General features: G+C 55.7%; 19 protein-coding genes. 3 read left to right on the forward strand and 16 right to left on the reverse strand.

The annotated features are described in order from the left end of the window. Positions 1–24 precede the first annotated feature (24 nt). The 4 genes from B347_RS0120845 to B347_RS0120860 form a co-directional block, all read right to left on the reverse strand. On the reverse strand, positions 25–747 hold the full coding sequence (locus B347_RS0120845) for a tellurite resistance TerB family protein (RefSeq protein WP_019411635.1): 723 nt from the start codon (positions 745–747) through the stop codon (positions 25–27). Positions 748–791: 44 nt separating this feature from the next. Next, positions 792–1,898 carry an NADH:flavin oxidoreductase/NADH oxidase gene (locus B347_RS0120850; protein ID WP_019411636.1) on the reverse strand — a complete coding sequence of 369 codons (1,107 nt, stop codon included), beginning with the start codon at positions 1,896–1,898 and terminating at the stop codon, positions 792–794. Between the two features lie 278 nt (positions 1,899–2,176). Next, on the reverse strand, positions 2,177–3,886 hold the full coding sequence (gene recJ, locus B347_RS0120855; protein ID WP_019411637.1) for a single-stranded-DNA-specific exonuclease RecJ: 1,710 nt from the start codon (positions 3,884–3,886) through the stop codon (positions 2,177–2,179). Between the two features lie 41 nt (positions 3,887–3,927). Continuing rightward, positions 3,928–4,470 carry a YaeQ family protein gene (locus B347_RS0120860; RefSeq protein WP_019411638.1) on the reverse strand — a complete coding sequence of 181 codons (543 nt, stop codon included), beginning with the start codon at positions 4,468–4,470 and terminating at the stop codon, positions 3,928–3,930. Between the two features lie 205 nt (positions 4,471–4,675). Here B347_RS0120860 and B347_RS0120865 point away from each other — a divergent pair, with 205 nt between their 5' ends. Further along, positions 4,676–5,875 carry a CaiB/BaiF CoA transferase family protein gene (locus tag B347_RS0120865; protein ID WP_019411639.1) on the forward strand — a complete coding sequence of 400 codons (1,200 nt, stop codon included), beginning with the start codon at positions 4,676–4,678 and terminating at the stop codon, positions 5,873–5,875. A 41-nt stretch (positions 5,876–5,916) separates the two neighbouring features. After that, entirely contained in the window at positions 5,917–6,783 is an 867-nt protein-coding gene (locus tag B347_RS0120870; protein ID WP_050997516.1) for a TIGR02285 family protein, read from the forward strand. Between the two features lie 165 nt (positions 6,784–6,948). Here the strand turns inward: B347_RS0120870 and B347_RS0120875 are convergent, their stop codons facing one another. From B347_RS0120875 to xerD, 6 genes are all read right to left on the reverse strand, one after another. Then, positions 6,949–7,347 carry a response regulator gene (locus B347_RS0120875; protein ID WP_019411641.1) on the reverse strand — a complete coding sequence of 133 codons (399 nt, stop codon included), beginning with the start codon at positions 7,345–7,347 and terminating at the stop codon, positions 6,949–6,951. Positions 7,348–7,487: 140 nt separating this feature from the next. Continuing rightward, positions 7,488–9,578, reverse strand: a complete 2,091-nt coding sequence (locus tag B347_RS0120880) for a transporter substrate-binding domain-containing protein (protein WP_019411642.1) — start codon at positions 9,576–9,578, stop codon at positions 7,488–7,490. Between the two features lie 119 nt (positions 9,579–9,697). After that, on the reverse strand, positions 9,698–11,107 hold the full coding sequence (gene thrC / locus B347_RS0120885; protein WP_026014323.1) for a threonine synthase: 1,410 nt from the start codon (positions 11,105–11,107) through the stop codon (positions 9,698–9,700). 108 nt (positions 11,108–11,215) lie between these two features. Further along, positions 11,216–12,520 (reverse strand): homoserine dehydrogenase, encoded by a 1,305-nt coding sequence (locus tag B347_RS0120890; RefSeq protein WP_019411644.1) that lies wholly within the window; start codon positions 12,518–12,520, stop codon positions 11,216–11,218. Positions 12,521–12,656: 136 nt separating this feature from the next. Continuing rightward, complete coding sequence (locus B347_RS0120895; protein WP_019411645.1) at positions 12,657–13,388, reverse strand: thioredoxin fold domain-containing protein; 732 nt, start codon at positions 13,386–13,388, stop codon at positions 12,657–12,659. Positions 13,389–13,524: 136 nt separating this feature from the next. Continuing rightward, on the reverse strand, positions 13,525–14,421 hold the full coding sequence (gene xerD / locus B347_RS0120900) for a site-specific tyrosine recombinase XerD (protein WP_019411646.1): 897 nt from the start codon (positions 14,419–14,421) through the stop codon (positions 13,525–13,527). A gap of 120 nt (positions 14,422–14,541) precedes the next feature. Between xerD and B347_RS0120905 the strand changes: the two genes are divergently transcribed. Further along, positions 14,542–16,341 carry a cation:proton antiporter gene (locus B347_RS0120905; RefSeq protein WP_019411647.1) on the forward strand — a complete coding sequence of 600 codons (1,800 nt, stop codon included), beginning with the start codon at positions 14,542–14,544 and terminating at the stop codon, positions 16,339–16,341. Between the two features lie 146 nt (positions 16,342–16,487). Here the strand turns inward: B347_RS0120905 and B347_RS0120910 are convergent, their stop codons facing one another. The 6 genes from B347_RS0120910 to ffh all read right to left on the reverse strand — a co-directional run bounded on the left by B347_RS0120910 (position 16,488) and on the right by ffh (position 20,565). Beyond that, complete coding sequence (locus B347_RS0120910) at positions 16,488–16,895, reverse strand: acyl-CoA thioesterase (RefSeq protein WP_019411648.1); 408 nt, start codon at positions 16,893–16,895, stop codon at positions 16,488–16,490. 96 nt (positions 16,896–16,991) lie between these two features. Further along, positions 16,992–17,342, reverse strand: coding sequence for a 50S ribosomal protein L19 (gene rplS / locus B347_RS0120915; protein WP_003440273.1), 351 nt, complete (start codon positions 17,340–17,342; stop codon positions 16,992–16,994). Positions 17,343–17,387: 45 nt separating this feature from the next. Next, positions 17,388–18,140, reverse strand: a complete 753-nt coding sequence (gene trmD / locus B347_RS0120920) for a tRNA (guanosine(37)-N1)-methyltransferase TrmD (RefSeq protein ID WP_026014324.1) — start codon at positions 18,138–18,140, stop codon at positions 17,388–17,390. 2 nt (positions 18,141–18,142) lie between these two features. Beyond that, on the reverse strand, positions 18,143–18,682 hold the full coding sequence (gene rimM / locus B347_RS0120925; RefSeq protein ID WP_019411650.1) for a ribosome maturation factor RimM: 540 nt from the start codon (positions 18,680–18,682) through the stop codon (positions 18,143–18,145). 5 nt (positions 18,683–18,687) lie between these two features. Continuing rightward, positions 18,688–18,939, reverse strand: coding sequence for a 30S ribosomal protein S16 (gene rpsP, locus B347_RS0120930; protein WP_019411651.1), 252 nt, complete (start codon positions 18,937–18,939; stop codon positions 18,688–18,690). A gap of 249 nt (positions 18,940–19,188) precedes the next feature. Beyond that, the gene (gene ffh / locus B347_RS0120935; protein ID WP_019411652.1) at positions 19,189–20,565 is read right to left on the reverse strand and encodes a signal recognition particle protein; all 1,377 of its coding nucleotides are present in this window, start codon (positions 20,563–20,565) and stop codon (positions 19,189–19,191) included. Between the last annotated feature and the right edge of the window lie 76 nt (positions 20,566–20,641).

The following is a 20,641-nucleotide window of genomic DNA, read 5'->3' on the forward strand; positions in this document are numbered from 1 at the left end:
TGCGGCAGCGGCTACAAATGCTTCTTAGACTTTGGCCTCATTGACCTGCTTTTCCAACTCAGCCTTAAAGCCAGGATCGAGTTTGAGTTGCTTGGCCAGTTCGTCCAGATATGCCCGCTCACCGAACGCTTCTTCATCCACCAAAATCAAGCTGGCGATGTACATTTCAGCAGCTATTTCGGGTGTGGTCGCAACGCTGGCAACTTCGGCGGGGTCGAGCGGTTTATTCAGTTCGGCTTGCAGCCATTGCTGTAAGGCAGGGTCTTGCTTGAGCTTGCTCAGTTCGCCGTCGATCAATTGGCGCTCTTTCTCATCAATATGCCCATCGGCCTTGGCGGCTGCCACCAACGCTTTAAGGATGGCCTGGCTGTGCTCCTCAACCTGCACGGGCGGCACTCGATCAATGGTTTGCGGCTCGTTTTGTGGCGCTTTGCCCTGATTCGCCTGCCAATTGCCGTAGGCCTTGTAAGCGAGCACACCCAAAGCTGCCAGGCCACCATACGTCAGCGCCTGACCACCATATTTACGCCCGCCCTTGCTGCCCAGCAACATGCCCAAAACACTGGCGGCCATAGCCCCGCCACCTGCCCCCGACAGCAAACCACCCAACCCACCAGCCCCCAACAAGTCGCCCAAGCCGCCTTTATTGGCACTGGTACCGGGAGCACCGCTTGATGCACCGGTTTTTTTCTCCAACATTTCCTGGCCGGACTTAAGCAACTGGTCGAGCAATCCACGGGTGTTCATAAGCAACCTCCTCATTTCGGGTTCAGGTGGGTCAGCATGGCCATTCAGTCGCGCAGGTCCGATTCATGTATCGGCTGGTCACGGTGAGTGGCGCGTTGATATTGGGCGGGCCACGTGGCTTGTTTACCGCCGAGATCATCGTCTGCGTGCAACGCCCAATACGGGTCGCGCAAGAGTTCGCGGGCTAGCAAAATCAGGTCTGCCTGACCAGTGCGCAAAATATGCTCGGCTTGCGCAGGCTCGGTAATCATCCCAACCGTGCCAGTGGCGATGCCCGACTCTTTGCGTACACGCTCTGCAAATCGAGTTTGATAGCCTGGCCCTACCGGAATCTCAGCCGTGGCCGCCGTGCCGCCTGAAGAGACATCAATCAGGTCAACACCCAGCGCCTTGAGGCGCAGCGCCAACTCAACCGTCTCGTCAGGGTTCCAACCGTCTTCCACCCAATCGGTGGCCGAGACCCGGACAAACAAAGGCAGCTCTTGTGGCCAGACTTCGCGCACCGCCTCTGTCACTTGCAGTACCAGACGAATGCGATTCTCAAAGGAGCCGCCGTATTGGTCGAGCCGTTGGTTACTCAACGGTGACAAAAATTGATGCAGCAAGTAACCGTGCGCGGCGTGCACCTCAACCACGGAGAAACCGGCTTCCAGCGCCCGTTTGGCAGCGTCGACAAAGGCTTGAATAATTGCCTGGATCTGCCCTTCGTCCAGTTGCGTCGGTGCAGTGTGCTGAGGATCGAAGGCAATCGTCGAAGGCCCGACAGGCACCCAGCCACCCTCATCCACTTTGACGCTGCCGTGTTTGCCCAGCCAAGGTCGATAAGTGCTGGCCTTTCGCCCGGCATGCGCCAGTTGAATACCGGCCACAGCGCCCTGAGCGCGGATAAACCGAGTGATGCGTTGCAGGGGTTCTATCTGTTCATCGTTCCACAGCCCAAGGTCCTGGGCGGTGATACGGCCGTCGGGGGTCACGGCGGTGGCTTCGGTAAAAATCAAACCGGCGCCGCCAATGGCGCGGCTGCCCAAATGAACTAAATGCCAGTCATTGGCCAGCCCGTCGACGCTGGAGTACTGGCACATAGGCGAGACCGCTATGCGGTTGAGAAGGGTCAGTTGACGCAGGGTAAAGGGTTCGAGCAGCAGACTCATGGGTCACCTCTAATTCCAGTGGGTAGGCTCCAGGCACTTGTATCAGCCTAGTCGACAATGCCGGATGAGGTGGGGTTCAAATCTTGTGGGCATTGAGACCCGTGGGCGTCTGGCTTGCTCGCGATGGTCGATAACGATGACGCATATTTATTGAGCAAATGCGGTGTTCTGAGGAACATCGCGAGCAAGCCCGCTTCCACACTTAAGTGAACAGCATTGTCTGAAGGATCGGGCTTGTCTCACGATCTTTTGATCTTGAAGATCGACGCCTTCGACAGTTAACGCGGTTCGATGTGGGCGATCATCAGTTGCACGGTTTCGTTGCCGCGAAATTCGTTGAGGTCGAGTTTGTAGGCCAGCTCAACCCAACGAATCGTCGGGTTGGGCCACACTTCCCGGTCAATCCCGAAGGCGATGCCGTCCAGTTTTACGCTGCCGCACTCGGTTTTCAGCACCACTTTCAAGTGCCGCTCGCCCACGATGCGCTGCTCAACCAACTGGAACACGCCATGAAACAGCGGCTCAGGAAAGTGTTGCCCCCATGGCCCGGCATTTCGCAGGGCACGCGCGAGTTCGAGGTGGAACTCTTCGACCGCTAAGCTGCCGTCAGACAATAGCCGCCCTGTGAGGTCTTCTTCACGCAGTTGACGCCTTACTTCGGCGTCAAATGCTTGGGAAAACAGCGTGAAGTTGGCCTCGGGCAAGGTCAGGCCAGCTGCCATGGCGTGACCGCCGTACTTGCTGATCAAGTCCGGGTGTTGCGCCGCAACCACACTGAGTGCATCGCGAATGTGAAAACCGGGCACCGAACGCCCGGAACCTTTGAGCATGCCTTCGCCCGCATCAGCAAAGGCGAAGGTGGGGCGGAAGTAACGCTCTTTGAGGCGCGAAGCCAGAATTCCGATAACGCCTTGGTGCCACTCAGCATCGAACAGGCACAGGCCAAACGGCATGCTGTCTATGGTCAAGTCCTTGAGCTGGGCCAACGCTTCACGCTGCATGCCTTGCTCGATGGATTTGCGGTCCTGGTTCATTTCGTCGAGCTGGGCGGCCATGTCGCGCGCCGCGTTCGCGTCATCGGTGAGCAGGCATTCGATGCCCAGGCTCATGTCGTCCAAACGCCCGGCAGCATTGAGGCGCGGCCCGAGAATAAACCCCAGGTCGGTTGAGGTAATACGCGAGTGATCACGCTTGGCAACTTCAAGAATAGCCTTGAGCCCCGGCCGCGCACGCCCGGCGCGAATCCGCTCAAGTCCTTGGTGCACCAGAATGCGGTTGTTGGCATCCAGCGGCACCACGTCCGCCACACTGCCCAATGCGACAAGGTCCAACAGCTCGGCAATGTTTGGGGCTTTGCTGTTTTGATACCAGCCCAGGCTGTTCAAGCGTGCGCGCAAGGCAATCAGTACGTAGAAGATCACCCCAACCCCCGCCAGCGCCTTGCTGGGGAACTCGCAACCCGGCTGGTTGGGGTTGACGATGGCATCGGCCGCCGGCAGTTCGTTGCCCGGCAAGTGGTGGTCGGTGACCAGCACGCTCAGCCCGGCTTTTTTCGCCGCCGCCACGCCTTCGACGCTGGAGATCCCGTTATCCACAGTGATCAGCAATTGCGGCGAACGGGTCAGCGCCACTTCAACGATTTCGGGGGTCAGGCCGTAGCCATACTCAAACCGGTTGGGCACCAGGTAGTCGACATGGGCGGCGCCCAGCAGACGCAAACCGAGCATGCCCACGGTACTGGCCGTGGCACCGTCGGCATCAAAGTCACCGACGATCAAGATGCGCTGGCGCTGTTCGAGCGCCACCACCAGCAAGTCCACCGCAGCATCGATGCCCTTGAGCTGCTGGTACGGGATCAACCGCGCCAGGCTTTTATCCAGCTCAGCTTGTGATTGCACACCACGCGCTGCGTACAGCCGCGTCAGCAGTGTCGGCATTTCGCCCAAAAAAGGCAGGGTTTCAGGCAGTGGACGAGGTTCGATACGCATAAGCGGGTGGAGAGTCTCTAGAGCGGGATATTAAAAAGGAATTAGCCGCGTTCGCCGGCCAGCCACTGCAACTGCACTTCGTGCTGGCCGCGGTCGTCAGTCACAAAAATGGTGCCTTCGCTGATCATCACGTCCCACTTGATAACCCGCGGCATGTCTTTGGCCAAGACTTCCAGAATTTCTTGTGGAACGGCAGCAATGTTGACGTTTTTCAGGTTTTTGATCGCCGGGATCACTTTGCCTTCCCACACACGCAAGCTGCCATAAGCCAGCAGGCTGGTACGTTCGGTGCGGCGCGAACACCAGGTCAGGCGATCGGCATCGGGCTGGCCGACTTCAATCCAGTGCAGAACACGGTCATCCAGGCTTTTTTCCCACAGCGCTGGTTCGTCGACATCTGAAAGGCCACGGCCAAAAGACAGCTGCTCGTTGTACCAGAAGGCGTATGCCAGCAGGCGAACGGTCATGCGCTCTTCGGTTTCCGAAGGGTGGCGGGCGATGGTCTGCTTGACGGTTTCATAGACCCCACGATCGAGATCGGTGAGGTTGAGTTCAAACTTGTAGGTCGTGGACGGCTGGGCCATGAACGGGCTTCTTGATACGGAGAAAGGCGGCAAGTCTAACCGATCCACCGATCACTGGGTGCCGTATGCACTGCGTGCGGCTTGCAAGGGATCTGCCCAGATGCGCGCAGGCTTGAAGAAAACGGGTTGCTGCGCAACCCTTCGCAGCCTGCGGCGGTTTTTATGTTAAAACGCTGTATCTGCTCGCTCTGCACAAGGACTCCGCATGCCGCTCGCCACCAAACCTCTTTCAGGCCTCAAAGTTATCGAACTGGGCACGCTGATCGCAGGTCCTTTTGCATCGCGGATTTGCGCCGAATTTGGCGCTGATGTCATCAAGGTGGAGTCACCTGACGGCGGAGATCCGCTGCGCAAATGGCGAAAACTATACGAAGGTACGTCGCTGTGGTGGTTCGTGCAGGCGCGCAACAAGAAGTCCCTAACGCTGAACCTCAAGCACCCGGAGGGGCTGCATATCCTCAAGCAACTGTTGACTGAAGCTGACATTCTGATCGAGAACTTCCGCCCCGGCGTGCTGGAAAAGCTCGGCCTGGGCTGGGATGTTCTACACGCGCTTAACCCGAAACTGGTGATGGTGCGCCTGTCAGGCTTTGGTCAGACAGGGCCGATGAAAGACCAGCCGGGGTTCGGCGCGGTCGGTGAATCCATGGGCGGGCTGCGCTATATCACTGGTTTCGAAGACCGACCTCCAGTACGCACTGGCATTTCAATTGGCGATTCGATTGCCGCACTGTGGGGCGTGATCGGTGCTTTGATGGCGCTGCGTCATCGCGAAGTAAATGGCGGCCAGGGTCAGGTGGTTGATGTGGCGCTGTACGAAGCCATTTTCGCCATGATGGAAAGCATGGTGCCCGAGTTCGATGTGTTCGGTTTTATTCGCGAACGTACGGGCAATATCATGCCGGGCATCACACCCTCCTCGATTCACACCAGCCAGGACGGCAAGCACGTGCAGATCGGAGCCAACGGCGACGCCATTTTCAAACGTTTCATGCTCATCATTGGTCGTGAAGACCTAGCAAACGACCCAGCATTGGCCAGTAACGATGGGCGGGACCTGCGCCGTGATGAACTGTATGGCGTCATCGACCGTTGGGTCGCCACACTCCCGCTGGAGACCGTGCTTGAACACCTAAACACGGCCCAAGTCCCCGCCAGCCGCATTTTTTCGGCAGAAGACATGTTCAGCGACCCGCAGTTTTTGGCCCGTGAGATGTTTCTGCAAGCCAAGCTGCCTGACGGCAAAAACTTCAAAATGCCGGGCATCGTACCAAGACTGTCTGATACCCCAGGCTCAGCAGATTGGGTCGGGCCCGAGCTGGGTGCCCATAATCATGAGGTCTTGAATGAACTAGGCTACGACATCACGGCCATCAACCATTTGAAACTCACAGGCGCGATTTAACTCGCTTGCCTTTTTTAATGAGTGCCAAGGAGACCAGCACAATGACTAGTCGCTGGACCAGACGAGGTATGTGGGCAGGCTTGCTGACATCGGCATTGCTTTTCTGGGCCTCAGACAGTCTGGCAACAGAGAAGCTCATTTGGCTGGTGCGAGACCTACCGCCACTGACGATGCACGATGGTCCACAAAAAGGCCATGGCATCATTGACCAACTCCTGCCCGTGTTGATAGCCAACATGCCGCAATATCAGCACGTCATCATGCAAGTCAATCGTGCACGGTCTATACAAATGCTTGAAGGTTCACAGCTGAGCTGCGACCCGATGTTGGTGTGGAACCACGACCGCGCTCAGCGAATCGCCTACTCCACCCCGATCATTGGCTTGCACAGTAACGGCCTTGTGATTCGGCGTAAGGATCAACCGTTGATCGCCCCGTTTGTGCACGATGACTCCATCGACTTACTGGCCATGCTTAATTCGCAGTCAGTGAAACTCGGCCTCGTTGCCAAACGCAGCTACGGCACATGGATTGATGACCAACTGTCTCATGGGCCTACGAACCAGTTCTTTACTCATTACGGTAACGACGCGCTGGGCAGCCTTTTGCAAATGCAGCAGGCGGGTCGTTTGCAGACGCTGCTGGGCTATTGGCCTGAAATTCAGGCAAAGGCTGAGCAATACGGCGTGTCGTCCACAGCGCTGGCTTTTTACCCCATCCAGGGCGCCCCTCCGTATCAGCCTATTTACGTTGGCTGCTCAAAAACGCCGGAAGGGCAGCGAGCTATTGCCAGTATTAATACCGTGCTGGCTAATCTGGCCCACGAGCCACAGACGTCATCAGACACTTACTGGATAGACCCCAGCCAGACAACTAAAGACCAACTACCGGATACGCCTGCGCCGTGACAAAAAAAACACAAAAAAAACCCCGAGAAGTGGGGAGTCATCTCGGGGTTTAACAAGGTCATGATGACCTGCTCAACAGGCTACAAGTATCGGAGCAATAGACTTGATCCTGCTGATGAAAAATCTGACACAGGCAACCTATAAAAGGTTCCCTGCAACGTGAAATCAATTCGCACTTTCAGCTGTGGTACGTGCGTTGTAAGCCTCAAGTAACTGCCCTAACCCATTGATCGTTACCGGCTTTTGCAAGCATCCCAACACCTCGAGCCCTCCCTGACGAGCGGTACGCACCGCCTTTTCTACAATGTGCGGCGAAGCACAGCTCAGAATGATCAGCGCCTGCGCCTCGCGCTTGATAGCCAGTTCTCGAATCAGGTCCAGCCCGGATAAACCATCCAAATACAGATCACAAATAGCAACATCGATCCCCCCACGATTGGCTAAAGAGTTGCGGGCGGACTCAATGCTTTCTGCAGCCAGAACATCAAAAATGCGAAAGGCATTAAGCATCTGGTGCAACACCATCAGTTGAAAAGGATTGTCTTCAAGAATCAAAACTTTCATTAAGCGCATCACGGACCTTTGGGGTATTGCGCACACTATCGGCAAGGGGACCAACTCTAGTGCGATCATCTGAAAATCGACATAAGACAAGTCCTAAAAAGGTGTAAGAATTTTCAAACAGAAAATGTCACTTTTTCAGCCTACCCCCACTTTTTCTGCGCAGAGAGATCAAACCACCCCCCGACCACTCCCTCCAAATGGCCGCACTCCGAGTAGAAAGGCACTATCCAGCAATACACCTCGGCATTGACTGTTTTGAATGCCTCGTTGCGTTTTTGATAGAACGGCTTTCGATTACGGAGCACCGACATGATTTCAGTGTGGAATTGCTCGGCAACTCCGGCAGGAAAAAACTCAGCCTCAGTCATGACTTTTCCACAAATCAATTCGAGCCGAGTCGAAAAATACTCTTCGTAAGTGCGATTACAGGTGATCATTTGCGCTTCAAGGCCCTTCACAAAAACCGGACAGGGGATTGCATCAAAGCAGCGTTGCTGAAACCCCTGGTGCTTGCGCAAACTGCTTTCGACCCTTAGCTCAAGTCGCAAGCGTTTTGCCAGTCGCCGGTTCCACACCATCAGCATCCCGCCCAATACAATGGCGACGGCCATGATGGCGTAGGCCCACGTCGCAGTTAAACCTGCTGATTCCTCGGGCTGCTTGCCAACCTCGTGCAGCCACTTGATCCTCAGTGCCTGCATTTCAGCCACTGGCAACGCCTCCAAACCTTTGTTGAGGATGTCGAGCAGTTCAGGAGACTGATTCGAGACCGAAAAATTGTCTGAAGACCATCGGCCATCGACGCTTCGCCCGACTTTCAGCCGTTTTGTCGGATTGATATAAGCCTGTGTTTCATTCTGAATGGTGGCAATCGCATCACCGCGCTCCACCAAGAGGCGCGCCTGGGTATAGTTCTCGACCATGTGTAACGTGATCTCGGGATAATCGCGGCGAATCATGGCTTCCAGTGCATGCTTGGCCGGCAATGCCAATACCTGGCCTGAAAGATGAGCTAGGGAACTCAACCGAAAATCATTAACGTTGACCACGAAGACCCAGGGCGCGCCACCATAAGAATACGTAAAGTTTAGAAAAGCCCGGCGCTCGGCATTTTTGGCCAGGGTGGTGTTCATTTGCGCCTTGCCGCTTTTGATCATTTCTAGAGTTTGTACGGTAGAAAAACTTTCTTGGTGCAAAAACTGCAAACCGGTCATCCGAGAAATACGCGCCAAAATATCCACGGTCAGCCCATCCCAGCCTTTTCCAGCCGTTTTAAAGACATAGGGTGGATATTGCTGAGAGGCGACAATGACCACCGGATTTTTCTTAATCCAAGCATGCTCTCTGGGCAGCAACTTAATGTGCTGCTGGCCGATGCCGTCCCCTAGCCCGGTTGTCCAACGTGAACGTATTAGCCGCGCAACGCCGTCATCCACGCTGCTCAGTGCTCGATCAATCAATGCCAGCAACTGAGGATCATCGCGCCGGGTGGCAAAGGTAAAACCAGATACCGGTAATGCACTGTCACCTAGAATTCGCATGTCCGTGTAGGACGTGGCAGGTTTGAAGGCTTTAATAATCAGTTCATTTCCCACCAGCGCATCAATATCACCCTCAGAAAGCGCTTCGAGTGCGCTGTGCAGCGTCGGAGTCAGAACGATCTCGCTGCGGGGATAAAACGCATCAGCCACCTTCTCATCGACTTCCCCTTCCAAAAAGCCGATCTTCTTACCGCCCCACTCGTTATCTGCTGCGGAGTTAGCTCCTCGGCCCACAATGACAGAGCGGCCGACCACATACTCCTTGGAAAAAATCATGCCTTCAACGCCGCGTTCATAGCCGTTGGCACTGGCCAGAATGTCGATCCTGCCTGAGAGCAACGCAGCCACCGCTTGGTCGCGCTTGTTGAACCCCAATATTTCAACCGTTGCGCCCAACTTGTCACGCACAAGGCTGAGGTAGTCGGCACTGATGCCCTGATAACGATTGCGATCGGTGACGGTGTCCATCGGCACGTAACCACCCAAGGTGATACCTACGCGCAACGGACCACGCTCTATCAACCATTGCTGTAGTTCGCGATCAATCTTTAAAGGGGGAAGTTCGATAAAGCTTTTTGGGAGTTTGAAAGGCAGGCCTTGCGCAGCATGGGAGACGGCGCTAACGCTAACCAGGCCGATTAACAGTGCGAAGAACATCCCTGATTTCAGCACGCGGTAAAAACGTGGCATGACAGCCTCCTTGACCGACAGCTCGCCAGCATAAGGAGGCGAAAACGGAGCAAGTTTGCCATGCAGCCACAAAAAAGCCCGTCAGATGACGGGCTTCAAAGTGCGTAAGAAAAAGACCCTTAAAGTGCCTTTCCACGGTTGCCATGCTGACTCACAAAGGCCTGTACGGCTTTCAGGTCATTGGCTAACACGGTGTAACGCTCTTCTCTTTCAAACAAGTCCGAAAGGTGAGCAGGCAGCTCTAGTGCTTTTCCTACGCCTGCTTTTTCAACAGCCTCCGGGAACTTGACCGGATGCGCAGTCCCCAGAATAACCATTGGGGTATCCAAGCTACGACGGCACTCGCGAGCTGCCTTGACGCCGATGGCCGTGTGCGGATCCAGCACTTCGCCCGTTTCAGCGAACACTTGGGCAATCGTTTCGCACGTTTGCTCGTCGTTGACAGCCAGCGAGTCGAACAAGCGACGCGCTTCGGTCCAGCGGTCTTCTTCAACACTGAAGTTGCCGGTTTGCTTGAACGCATCCATAAGGCCAGCAACCGCCGCACCATTGCGCCCGTGCAGGTCGAACAACAGACGCTCGAAGTTCGAGGAAACCATGATGTCCATCGACGGCGACAAGGTCGCGTGCAGGGTGTCTTTGGCGTACTGATTGCCGCTCATGAAGCGGTGCAGGATGTCATTGCGGTTGGTCGCTACGATCAACTGGTTGATCGGCAAGCCCATGTTGCGTGCCAGGTAGCCCGCAAAAATATCGCCGAAGTTGCCGGTTGGTACCGAGAACGATACAGAACGGTGCGGACCACCCAATTGCAGGGCTGCGTGGAAGTAATAAACGATCTGGGCCATGATCCGCGCCCAGTTGATCGAGTTCACAGCAACCAGTCGCGTGCCTTTGAGGAAGCCTTGGTCAGCAAAGCTGGCTTTGACCATTTCTTGGCAGTCATCGAAGTTGCCTTCGATGGCGATGTTATGGATGTTGTCACCGAACAGCGTGGTCATTTGGCGACGCTGAACTTCCGACACCCGGTTATGCGGGTGCAGGATGAAAATATCCACATTTTCGCAATGCTTGCAGCCTTCAATCGCAGCCGAGCCGGTATCACCGGACGTCGCGCCAACGATCACTACGCGCTCGCCACGCTTGGCCAGTACGTAATCCAACAAGCGGCCCAGCAACTGCAGGGCAAAGTCCTTGAACGCCAGCGTAGGGCCGTGGAACAACTCAAGCACCCATTCGTTACCCTTGAGCTGGCGCAGCGGGGCAACCGAGCTGTGAGCAAAAGCTGCGTAGGTTTCTTCCAGAATTTTTTTGAAATCGGCATCAGGAATGCTGCCGGTGACAAACGGGCGCATCACCCGGAATGCCAATTCGTGGTACGGCAGACCCGCCCACGAAGCGATTTCTTCTTGCGTAAAACGCGGCAAATTTTCAGGAACGTACAAACCGCCATCGCTGGCCAGACCGGCTAACAGGACATCTTCAAAATTCAGGGCCGGTGCCTGGCCACGGGTGCTGATATAGCGCATTTTTTTCAAACCTTCGGTTTGAGCGCCAAGCGGTTTAGCCGCAAGCCGCAAGTAAAAGCCAATCGGCTCCTGCTTGCAGCTTGTAGCTTGTCGCTTGCCGCTGCTTCATTAATTGAGACTTTCTACGCGGATGCGAACAACCGGGCCAACCACGCCTTGCAAGGCTTCCAACGCGGTGATGGCATCGTTCATGTGCTGTTCCAACACACGATGGGTCAGCAGAATCATTGGCACTAGACCGTCATGCTCTTCAACTTCTTTCTGCATGATCGATTCAATGTTGATACCACGCTCCGACAAGATGCTAGCCACTTGAGCCAATACGCCCGGATGATCCTTGGCCTGGATACGCAGGTAGTAAGCGCTTTCGCACGCTTCGATCGGCAAAATCGGATGGTCAGACAGCGAGTCCGACTGGAAAGCCAAGTGCGGCACGCGGTTCTCAGGGTCGGAGGTCATGGCACGCACCACGTCCACCAGGTCAGCAACCACCGAGGACGCCGTAGGCTCCATACCAGCGCCAGCGCCGTAGAACAGTGTCGAACCTGCCGCATCGCCATTGACCATGACGGCATTCATCACGCCGTTGACGTTGGCGATCAGACGATCAGCCGGGATCAAGGTCGGGTGAACCCGCAATTCGATGCCGCTGGCCGTGCTGCGTGCAACGCCCAGGTGCTTGATGCGATAGCCCAGCGCTTCGGCGTAGTTCACGTCAGCAGTGGTCAGTTTGGTGATGCCTTCGGTGTAGGCCTTGTCAAATTGCAGCGGAATGCCAAAGGCAATCGACGCCAGAATCGTCAGTTTGTGCGCGGCATCAATACCTTCAACGTCGAACGTCGGGTCGGCTTCGGCGTAGCCCAGCGCCTGCGCTTCAGCCAGCACGTCTTCAAACGTACGGCCCTTTTCGCGCATTTCAGTGAGGATGAAGTTACCCGTGCCGTTGATAATGCCCGCCACCCAGTTAATGCGGTTCGCCGACAGGCCTTCACGAATGGCCTTGATCACCGGGATACCACCGGCAACCGCGGCTTCGAACGCCACGATCACGCCTTTTTCTTGGGCCTTGGCGAAGATTTCGTTGCCGTGAACAGCAATCAGCGCCTTGTTGGCTGTGACTACGTGCTTGCCGTTTTCGATGGCTTTGAGCACCAGTTCGCGGGCGATGGTGTAGCCGCCAATCAGCTCGATAACGATGTCAATTTCAGGGTTGGTCGCAACAGCGAATACATCGTTGGTAATGGGGGTACCGGTAATGTCGCACTGAGGGTTTGGCGTACGCATGGCAATTTGCGCAACCTGGATACCACGCCCGGCACGGCGGGCAATCTCCTCGGCGTTACGCTTTAGTACGTTGAAGGTGCCGCCACCGACGGTCCCGAGCCCACAGATACCTACTTTGACCGGATTCACGCTGAATTCCCCATAAAACGGCCGACTCAAGGTCGGCCGTGAAAAACAACCGTGGATTGCCACGGTTCTCTATTAATAGCCGGGCAGTTGAACTGCCCGGCCATGATCGTTACCGGCTTAGCGTAACGACGCAGGATTATTTAACACTGAGTGCCAGCTTGCCAACCTGCGCAGCAGGCTGATAGCCCGGAATCACCTGGCCATCAGCCAAAACGATGGCTGGCGTACCGTTAACACCAATCGACTGACCCAACGCGAACTGCTTTGCCACCGGGTTGGCGCATTTTGGGGCGTTAACCGTTTTGCCGTCAGTCATCTTGTCCATGGCGCCTTTCTTGTCCGCGGAACACCAGACGGCTTGCAGTTGTTGGTCACCCTCAGAGCCGAGGCCCTGACGCGGGAACGCAACATAGCGCACTTCAATGCCCATTTTGTTCAACGCTGGGATTTCGCCGTGCAATTTATGGCAATACGGGCACGTGGTGTCGGTGAAGACGGTGATATGTGATTTGGTTTCGCCAATCGCTGGGTAAACCACGGTTTCAGCCACTGGAATCCCGTTGATCAACTTGGCGACGCCGGAACGCTCAGCTTTTTCGGTCAGGTTTACCGGCTTACCGTCTTTAAGCTGGAACATGTAGCCTTGGACGATGAACTGACCATCGGCACTGGCGTACAGCACACGACTGCCTTTGAGCTTGACTTCGTAGAGGCCGGCCAGCGGGCTGGCGCTAATGCTCTCGACAGGAACATCCAGTTGCAGCGTTTCAAGGCTTTTGCGAATGGCTTGTTCGGCACCGGTGTCGGCAAAAGAAAAAGTACTGACCAACGCAATGGCTGCGGCGGCAAACATGTGGATCAAGCGCATGTGAACTCCTGAAGGCGGACAAACGGCCAAACCTGAATACCCGGATCTAAAAAGGGTTTTGGCGGCTCGCTTTCGAAACCGGCAAAGCCTACCACAGATGACCTGTAAGACCGACTCTGGCCGTGTGTCATCTGTCTTAACCCCGTGGGTGATGAAGGGCGTGCAGGTCTTGCAGGCGAGCCCGCGCCACATGGGTATAAATCTGTGTTGTGGACAGGTCGCTGTGCCCCAGCAACATCTGCACCACGCGCAAATCGGCACCGTGGTTGAGCAAGTGGGTGGCGAAGGCGTGACGCAAGGTGTGCGGAGACAGCGACTTGTCGATCCCGGCCACCTTGGCCTGATGCTTAATCCGATGCCAGAAGGTCTGGCGAGTCATTTGCTCACCACGCTGACTGGGGAACAACACATCGCTGGGGCGGCCGCTCAATAACTCATGGCGGGCATCGCGCATGTAACGCTCGACCCAAACAATCGCCTCCTCTCCCATCGGCACCAGCCGCTCCTTGCTGCCTTTGCCCATCACCCGCAAAACACCCTGCCGCAGATTGACCTGCTCCAGGGTCAAGCTGATCAACTCGGTCACCCGCAGACCGCAGGCATACAGCACTTCAAGCATGGCGCGGTCACGCTGACCGATGGCATCGCTCAGGTCCGGGGCGGCGAGTAACGCCTCTACATCAGCTTCTGACAGTGACTTGGGCAACGGCCTACCCAACTGCGGCATATCAACTTGCAACGTTGGATCGACGGCAATCAGCTTTTCACGCAGTAAATAGCGATAGAAGCCACGCGCCCCGGACAAAAAGCGTGCAGTCGAACGCGGTTTATAGGCCTGATCAAGACGCCAGGCCAGATGATCGAGGATCAAGTCCCGGCCAGCATTCATCAGTTCAATCTCGCGTTCCTGCAACCAGCCATTGAACAGAGCCAAATCGCTGCGATAGGCATCGCGGGTATTGTCCGACAATCCTTTTTCCAGCCATAAGGCATCCAGAAAGCGGTCGATGAGAGGGTTATCGATAGCAGGCATTGGCACTCGTGCAGCACGGCCCGTAAGCCGCGCATAAATAAAATGTGAACTGAAATAGCGCCCGCTAGTCTTTCATAGCCAGCTGATGCCATAAACCCTACGTTCTTACAGGATCGGACGATGACCGAACAACAAATTTTGCTGTCCTTCGGTGGCATTGGCATTGCAGCTCTTGCTTCTCAATGGCTGGCTTGGCGTCTTAAGCTGCCCGCTATTTTATTTTTACTGCTGACCGGAATAGTAGTCGGGCCGGTTTTAGGCTGGCTGGACCCACAAGCACTGTTCGGCCCCATGCTCATGCCGCTGGTTTCGCTGGCGGTAGCGTTGATTCTATTTGAAGGTAGCTTGACCCTGCGCCTGTCCGAGTGGCGTGAAATCGGCAGCGTCGTGCATCGACTGGTCACCATCGGTGCGCTCTCAACTTGGGCAGTGATTACGCTGGCCACACACTGGCTGCTGGGCTTTGACTGGCTGCTGGCATTGCTGTTTGGCACCCTGACGTTGGTCACCGGGCCAACGGTGATTGTGCCGATGCTGCGCGTGGTGCGGCCCAAAGCATCGATTGCCAACATCCTGCGCTGGGAAGGCATCGTCATCGATCCAATTGGCGCCCTGCTCGCGGTGGTCGTTTACAGTTTTATCATCGCCCGCGCTACTGATAACGGCCTGAGCCAAAGTTTGTTGACCTTTGCCGGGGTGATCGTGTGCGGCAGCCTGTTCGGCATCATTGGCGGCTGGGTCATGGGACATATCGTGCGCAAGCAGTGGCTGCCGGAGTACCTCCAAAGCCTGGCAACACTGGCCGCCGTGCTTGGGGTTTTTATTGCCGCTAATCAGGTGATGCACGAGTCCGGCTTGTTGGCGGTCACGCTGATGGGCATGTGGATGGCCAACATGAAAGGCGTGGATGTGCGCAACATTCTGCACTTCAAAGAAAACCTGAGTGTTTTTTTGATTTCAGGTCTGTTTATTTTGCTCGCAGCACGCCTGGACTTGAACGCCATGATCGGCCTCGGGCCTGCAGTGCTGGTGTTGTTGCTGATTATTCAACTGATCGCCCGCCCGTTGAACGTGCTGCTCTCAACCTTCGGCTCAAAACTGAACTGGCGTGAACGCGCATTGCTGGCCTGGATTGCGCCACGCGGGATTGTTGCGGCGGCCGTGTCGGCGATTTTTGCGATTCGATTGAACGAAGCGGGCCATGAAGGTGCACTGCTGCTGGTGCCGCTCACCTTTGCGGTGATCATTGGTACCGTGGTGCTACAAAGCGCTACGGCTCGCCCGCTGGCACGCCTACTAAAAGTGGCAGAACCTGCGCCCAGCGGATTTTTGATCGTGGGTGCCAACGGCCCGGCCCGAGTCATCGGCAAAGCACTGCAACAATTGGGCAGCCGCGTGGTGCTGACTGATTCCAACTGGGAAAACATTCGAGCAGCACGCATGGACAATTTACCCACCTACTTTGGGAATCCGGCTTCTCAGCATGCAGAGACGCACCTTGATTTAGTGGGGCTAGGGCATTTGCTGGCCTTGTCAGCGTCGGGGGAACTAAACACGCTGGCCGCCGTGCGCTTTCTTCATGAATTTGGGCCACGGCGCGTGTTTGCCTTGGCCAACATTCAGGACAACCGTCGCACCGACAAACACCGTGCCAGCCATGAGTACCGTGGCCTTGCGCTGGGCAATCCGGCGCTGACCTACGGGCAGCTGGCCAGCGAGATGAGCCAGGGCGCAGAGCTGTACAGCACCAACCTGACCGACAACTTTACCTGGGAGGATTACCAGCAGTTGCACGGCAAGCGGGCCACCCTGCTCTTTGCCCGCGACAACAATGGCTGGGTGCATGTGGTAACACCTCAAAGCGAGCTGAAACCGGGGACAGGGTGGACATTGCTGGCGCTAATCAGGCAGGACGACTGAATGGCCCTTCGATCGTGCTCTGGTAAACCGGGCTGGATGGTTTTACGGCTGCTGCGCAACCGGACGTAGCCTCGCAAAGCTCGACAACTGCTACGGACGGCGATCCTTGTCCCCAGCCCGCAGCTACACACGGCAATCCCGGTATTTTAATACCCCGGCAACACCGGCACCGGGCGCTTGTCGTCATCAATGGCGACAAAACTGAACAAGCCCTGGATCGCCAGTTCACGGCCATCACAGCTCATGCTCTCGACATACACTTCGACCTCTACCTTGAGGCTGGTATTGCCCACTTTAACCACGCGGCCAATCAACTCGACAATCGAGCCCGCTGCAATCGGGTGGTTGAAGTCGATGCGGTCGGTCGAGACGGTGACCAGCGGCAAACGGCAAAAACGTGTCGCTGCGATGAACGAGACTTCGTCCATCCAAGCCAACGCAGTGCCGCCAAATAAGGTGTTGTGGTGGTTGGTGGTCGAGGGGAATACGGCTTTGGTGATGCGGGTGACGGACAATTCTGTACGGCGGTGGATCTCTTGCTCACGCGAAGTCATGCTTTTTACTACCTACAACTGGACAAAGGTCTGACAAATTTCAGGCAACAAAAAAGCAGCCCGAAGGCTGCTTTTTTCTGCATCGGGAAGCTGGACTTAAGCCAGTTTTTCCTTGATGCGAGCTGCTTTACCGGACAGGTCACGCAGGTAGTACAGCTTGGCTTTACGAACGTCACCGCGACGCTTCACAGCCATGCTGTCGATTTGCGGGCTGTAGGTCTGGAAAGTACGCTCTACGCCAACACCGTTGGAGATTTTACGAACAGTGAAAGCACTGTTCACGCCACGGTTACGCTTGGCAATCACTACACCTTCGAAAGCTTGCAGACGCGAACGATCGCCTTCCTTCACTTTCACCTGAACGACAATGGTGTCGCCCGGGGCAAAAGGAGGGATCTCTTTGGTCATCTGCTCTGCTTCGAGTGCAAGGATGATTTTGTTAGTCATGCTGTGCTCCTAAGGTAGATCGTCTGATCTACCATCGATACGTTGTTAACTATCGTCCCGCGCGAGGATGTATTCCTCGAGCAGCTTCTTCTCTTCTCCAGAAAGCGAGCGGCTTTCCAGAAGATCGGCGCGTCGTTCAAAGGTCCGCCCAAGGGACTGCTGTAAACGCCAACGCCGGATGTGTGCATGATTGCCACTTAGCAATACGTCGGGAACACGCTGATCCGCATACACCTCCGGTCGGGTGTAGTGCGGGCAATCCAGCAGACCATCCGTAAAGGAATCTTCCTCGGCGGAGTCCGCATGCCCTAAAGCTCCGGGCAGCAGTCGTGTAACCGCATCAATCAGAACCATCGCCGGTAGCTCGCCACCGGAAAGTACATAGTCACCAATCGACCACTCTTCATCGACATAAGTGTTTATAAAACGCTCGTCAATGCCTTCATAGCGACCTGCAATGAGGATTAATGCTTCCTCATTCGCCAGCTCGCGTACCGCCGACTGATTCAGTTGACGGCCTTGGGGCGACAGGTAAATAACCTTCGCCGCCTCTCCGGCTGCTTCTCTGGCCTGAACCAGTGCATCTTCCAGAGGCTTGATCTTCATCACCATGCCCGGACCACCGCCAAATGGGCGATCGTCCACAGTGTGATGTCGGTCCGTTGTGTAGTCCCGCGGATTCCAACAGGTGAGCTGCAAGAGCCCTTGTTTCACCGCACGACTAGTGATGCCGTAGTCGCTGATGGCGGAAAACATTTCGGGAAACAAACTGATCACTTCTACGCGCAATTTAGCCACGCTTAGAAGTCCGCATCCCAATCCACCTTCATCTCGCCAGCTTGCAGGTCGATGCTCAACACGCATTGCTCTGTATAGGGCAACAAGCGATCGCGATCGTCCAGGCTACCTGGGCAAGGTTTGACTTCCATGACATCGTTCGAGCCAGTTTCCATCAGATCAACGACCTTTCCGAGCAATTGCCCTTCGAGGTTGGTCACTTTAAGACCCTGCAGCTGGTACCAGTAGTACTCGCCTTCGGTCAGTTCAGGAAACAGGTTGCGTGGCACACAGATCTCAAATTCGCGGAGAAGACCAGCTTCATCACGATCATCAAGACCTTTGAGCTTCACGACCAGAAACTTGCCGTTATGAGAACGGCCACTGACCAGCTCTGCCTGTCGTACATCATTGCCGCGCCGAAGCGTCAGCTTTTTGTAGTCCAACAGGTTATCAATTGGATCCGTAAAGGAATAAACCTTCACTTCGCCGCGCACGCCGTGAATGGAGTAGATTTTGCCGATAACGATCAAATCATCAGCAGTTTCAGGCGTCACGCTCATATTGCTCAGGCCGCAGCCTTAGCGTTTTCTTTAACCAGCTGAGCAACACGCTCAGACAGTTGAGCACCAACGCTCAGCCAGTAGGCGAGGCGGTCTTCTTTAACGGAGAAACGAACTTCTTGACCACGAGCAACCGGGTTGAAGAAGCCAATTTGTTCCTTGTGGGAACCGTCACGTGGGTTACGGCTGTCGGTAACGGTCAAGTGGTAAAACGGGCGCTTTTTGGAGCCGCCAAGGGCAAGACGGATTGTTAGCATGTGAACATCGTTCCTGTAGTCGGTGCTGCAAATCTAAATGCACAGCGGGCATAGGTGCCCGAAAGGCCGCATATTCTAAGGAATATCCGGACTTTTGCAAATGTCTTTTTCTGGCGCCTATCGGCGTGCCATGTAGATTTGCTATAAGGCCGCCACGAATGACGGCAGGTCAGCTCCCGCACAGCGCGGGTTTGCTGGGTGTCTCGCAGGGCTGCGAGTTACCCGCACGCAAGCGTGCGGGCGGGTAATTTACATTTTTGGCATGCCGCCGCCGGGCATCATTGAGCCCATGCCACGCATCATTTTCGCCATTCCGCCTTTGGCAGAGAATTTTTTCATCATCTTTTGCATCTGCTTGTGCTGCTTAATCAAGCGGCCGATGTCCTGCACCTGCGTGCCGGAACCCATGGCAATACGACGCTTGCGCGAACCGCTGATCAGGTCAGGGTCACGACGCTCGGCTGGAGTCATGGAGTTGATGATGGCTTCCATTTGCTTGAACTGCTTTTCTGCTGCGCCCTGGGCATTGCCCATTTGCGCCAGATTCACACCACCCATGTTCGGCAGTTTGTCCATGAGACCGCCAAGGCCGCCCATGTTTTTCATCTGTTGCAGTTGGTCCCGGAAGTCTTCGAGGTCGAAGCCTTTGCCTTTCTTGAGCTTTTTAGCCAGTTTGTCGGCTTTATCTTTATCGAGCGTCTGTTCTGCTTGCTCGATAAGGCTGAGCACGTCGCCCATGCCCAAGATGCGCGAAGCAATACGATCTGGGTGGAACGGTTCGAGCGCGTCGCTCTTCTCGCCCATACCGATGAACTTGATCGGCTTGCCAGTGATCGAGCGCACGGAGAGCGCCGCACCGCCACGAGCATCACCGTCGACCTTGGTCAGGATCACACCGGTCAACGGCAGCGCATCACCAAAAGCCTTGGCCGTGTTGGCGGCATCCTGACCGGTCATAGCATCGACCACGAACAGGGTTTCTGCAGGCTTGACTGCCGCGTGCAGCGCTTGGATCTCGGCCATCATCTCGGCGTCGACGTGCAAACGACCGGCGGTATCGACGATTACGACATCAATAAACTTGAGCTTGGCTTCATTAATAGCCGCTTGTGCGATGGCCACAGGCTTTTGGCTGATATCGGACGGGAAGAACGTAACGCCCACTTCGCCCGCCAGGGTTTCCAGCTGTTTGATCGCGGCCGGACGATAAACGTCGACCGAGACCACCATCACGGTTTTCTTTTTGCGCTCTTTAAGGAAACGCGCCAGCTTGCCAGCGGTGGTGGTTTTACCCGCCCCCTGCAAACCAGCCATTAAAACGACAGCAGGCGGCGTGACATTGAGGACGAGGTCCTCGTTGGCAGCGCCCATCAGGCTTTCGAGTTCAGCCTGAACAATTTTCACAAACGCCTGACCCGGCGTCAGGCTGCGCGACACTTCTGTGCCGACCGCGCGCTCTTTGACCGAGTTGACGAAGTCTTTGACCACTGGCAAAGCCACGTCGGCTTCCAGCAACGCCATGCGTACTTCACGCAGGGTATCTTTGATGTTGTCCTCGGTCAGCTTGGCCTTGCCGGTGACATGGCGCAGCGTCTGCGAGAGACGATCGGTTAAATTTTCAAACATGCGCGATCCTTTCAGGCCCAAAGTAGACCGGGGTTATTGCGGCCCAGCCCGTGTAAAACTGACGCTCGGCGAGCCT

The sequence above is a fragment of the Pseudomonas psychrophila HA-4 genome, assembly GCF_000282975.1.
In the GTDB taxonomy this organism is placed as follows: Bacteria; Pseudomonadota; Gammaproteobacteria; order Pseudomonadales; family Pseudomonadaceae; genus Aquipseudomonas; species Aquipseudomonas psychrophila_A.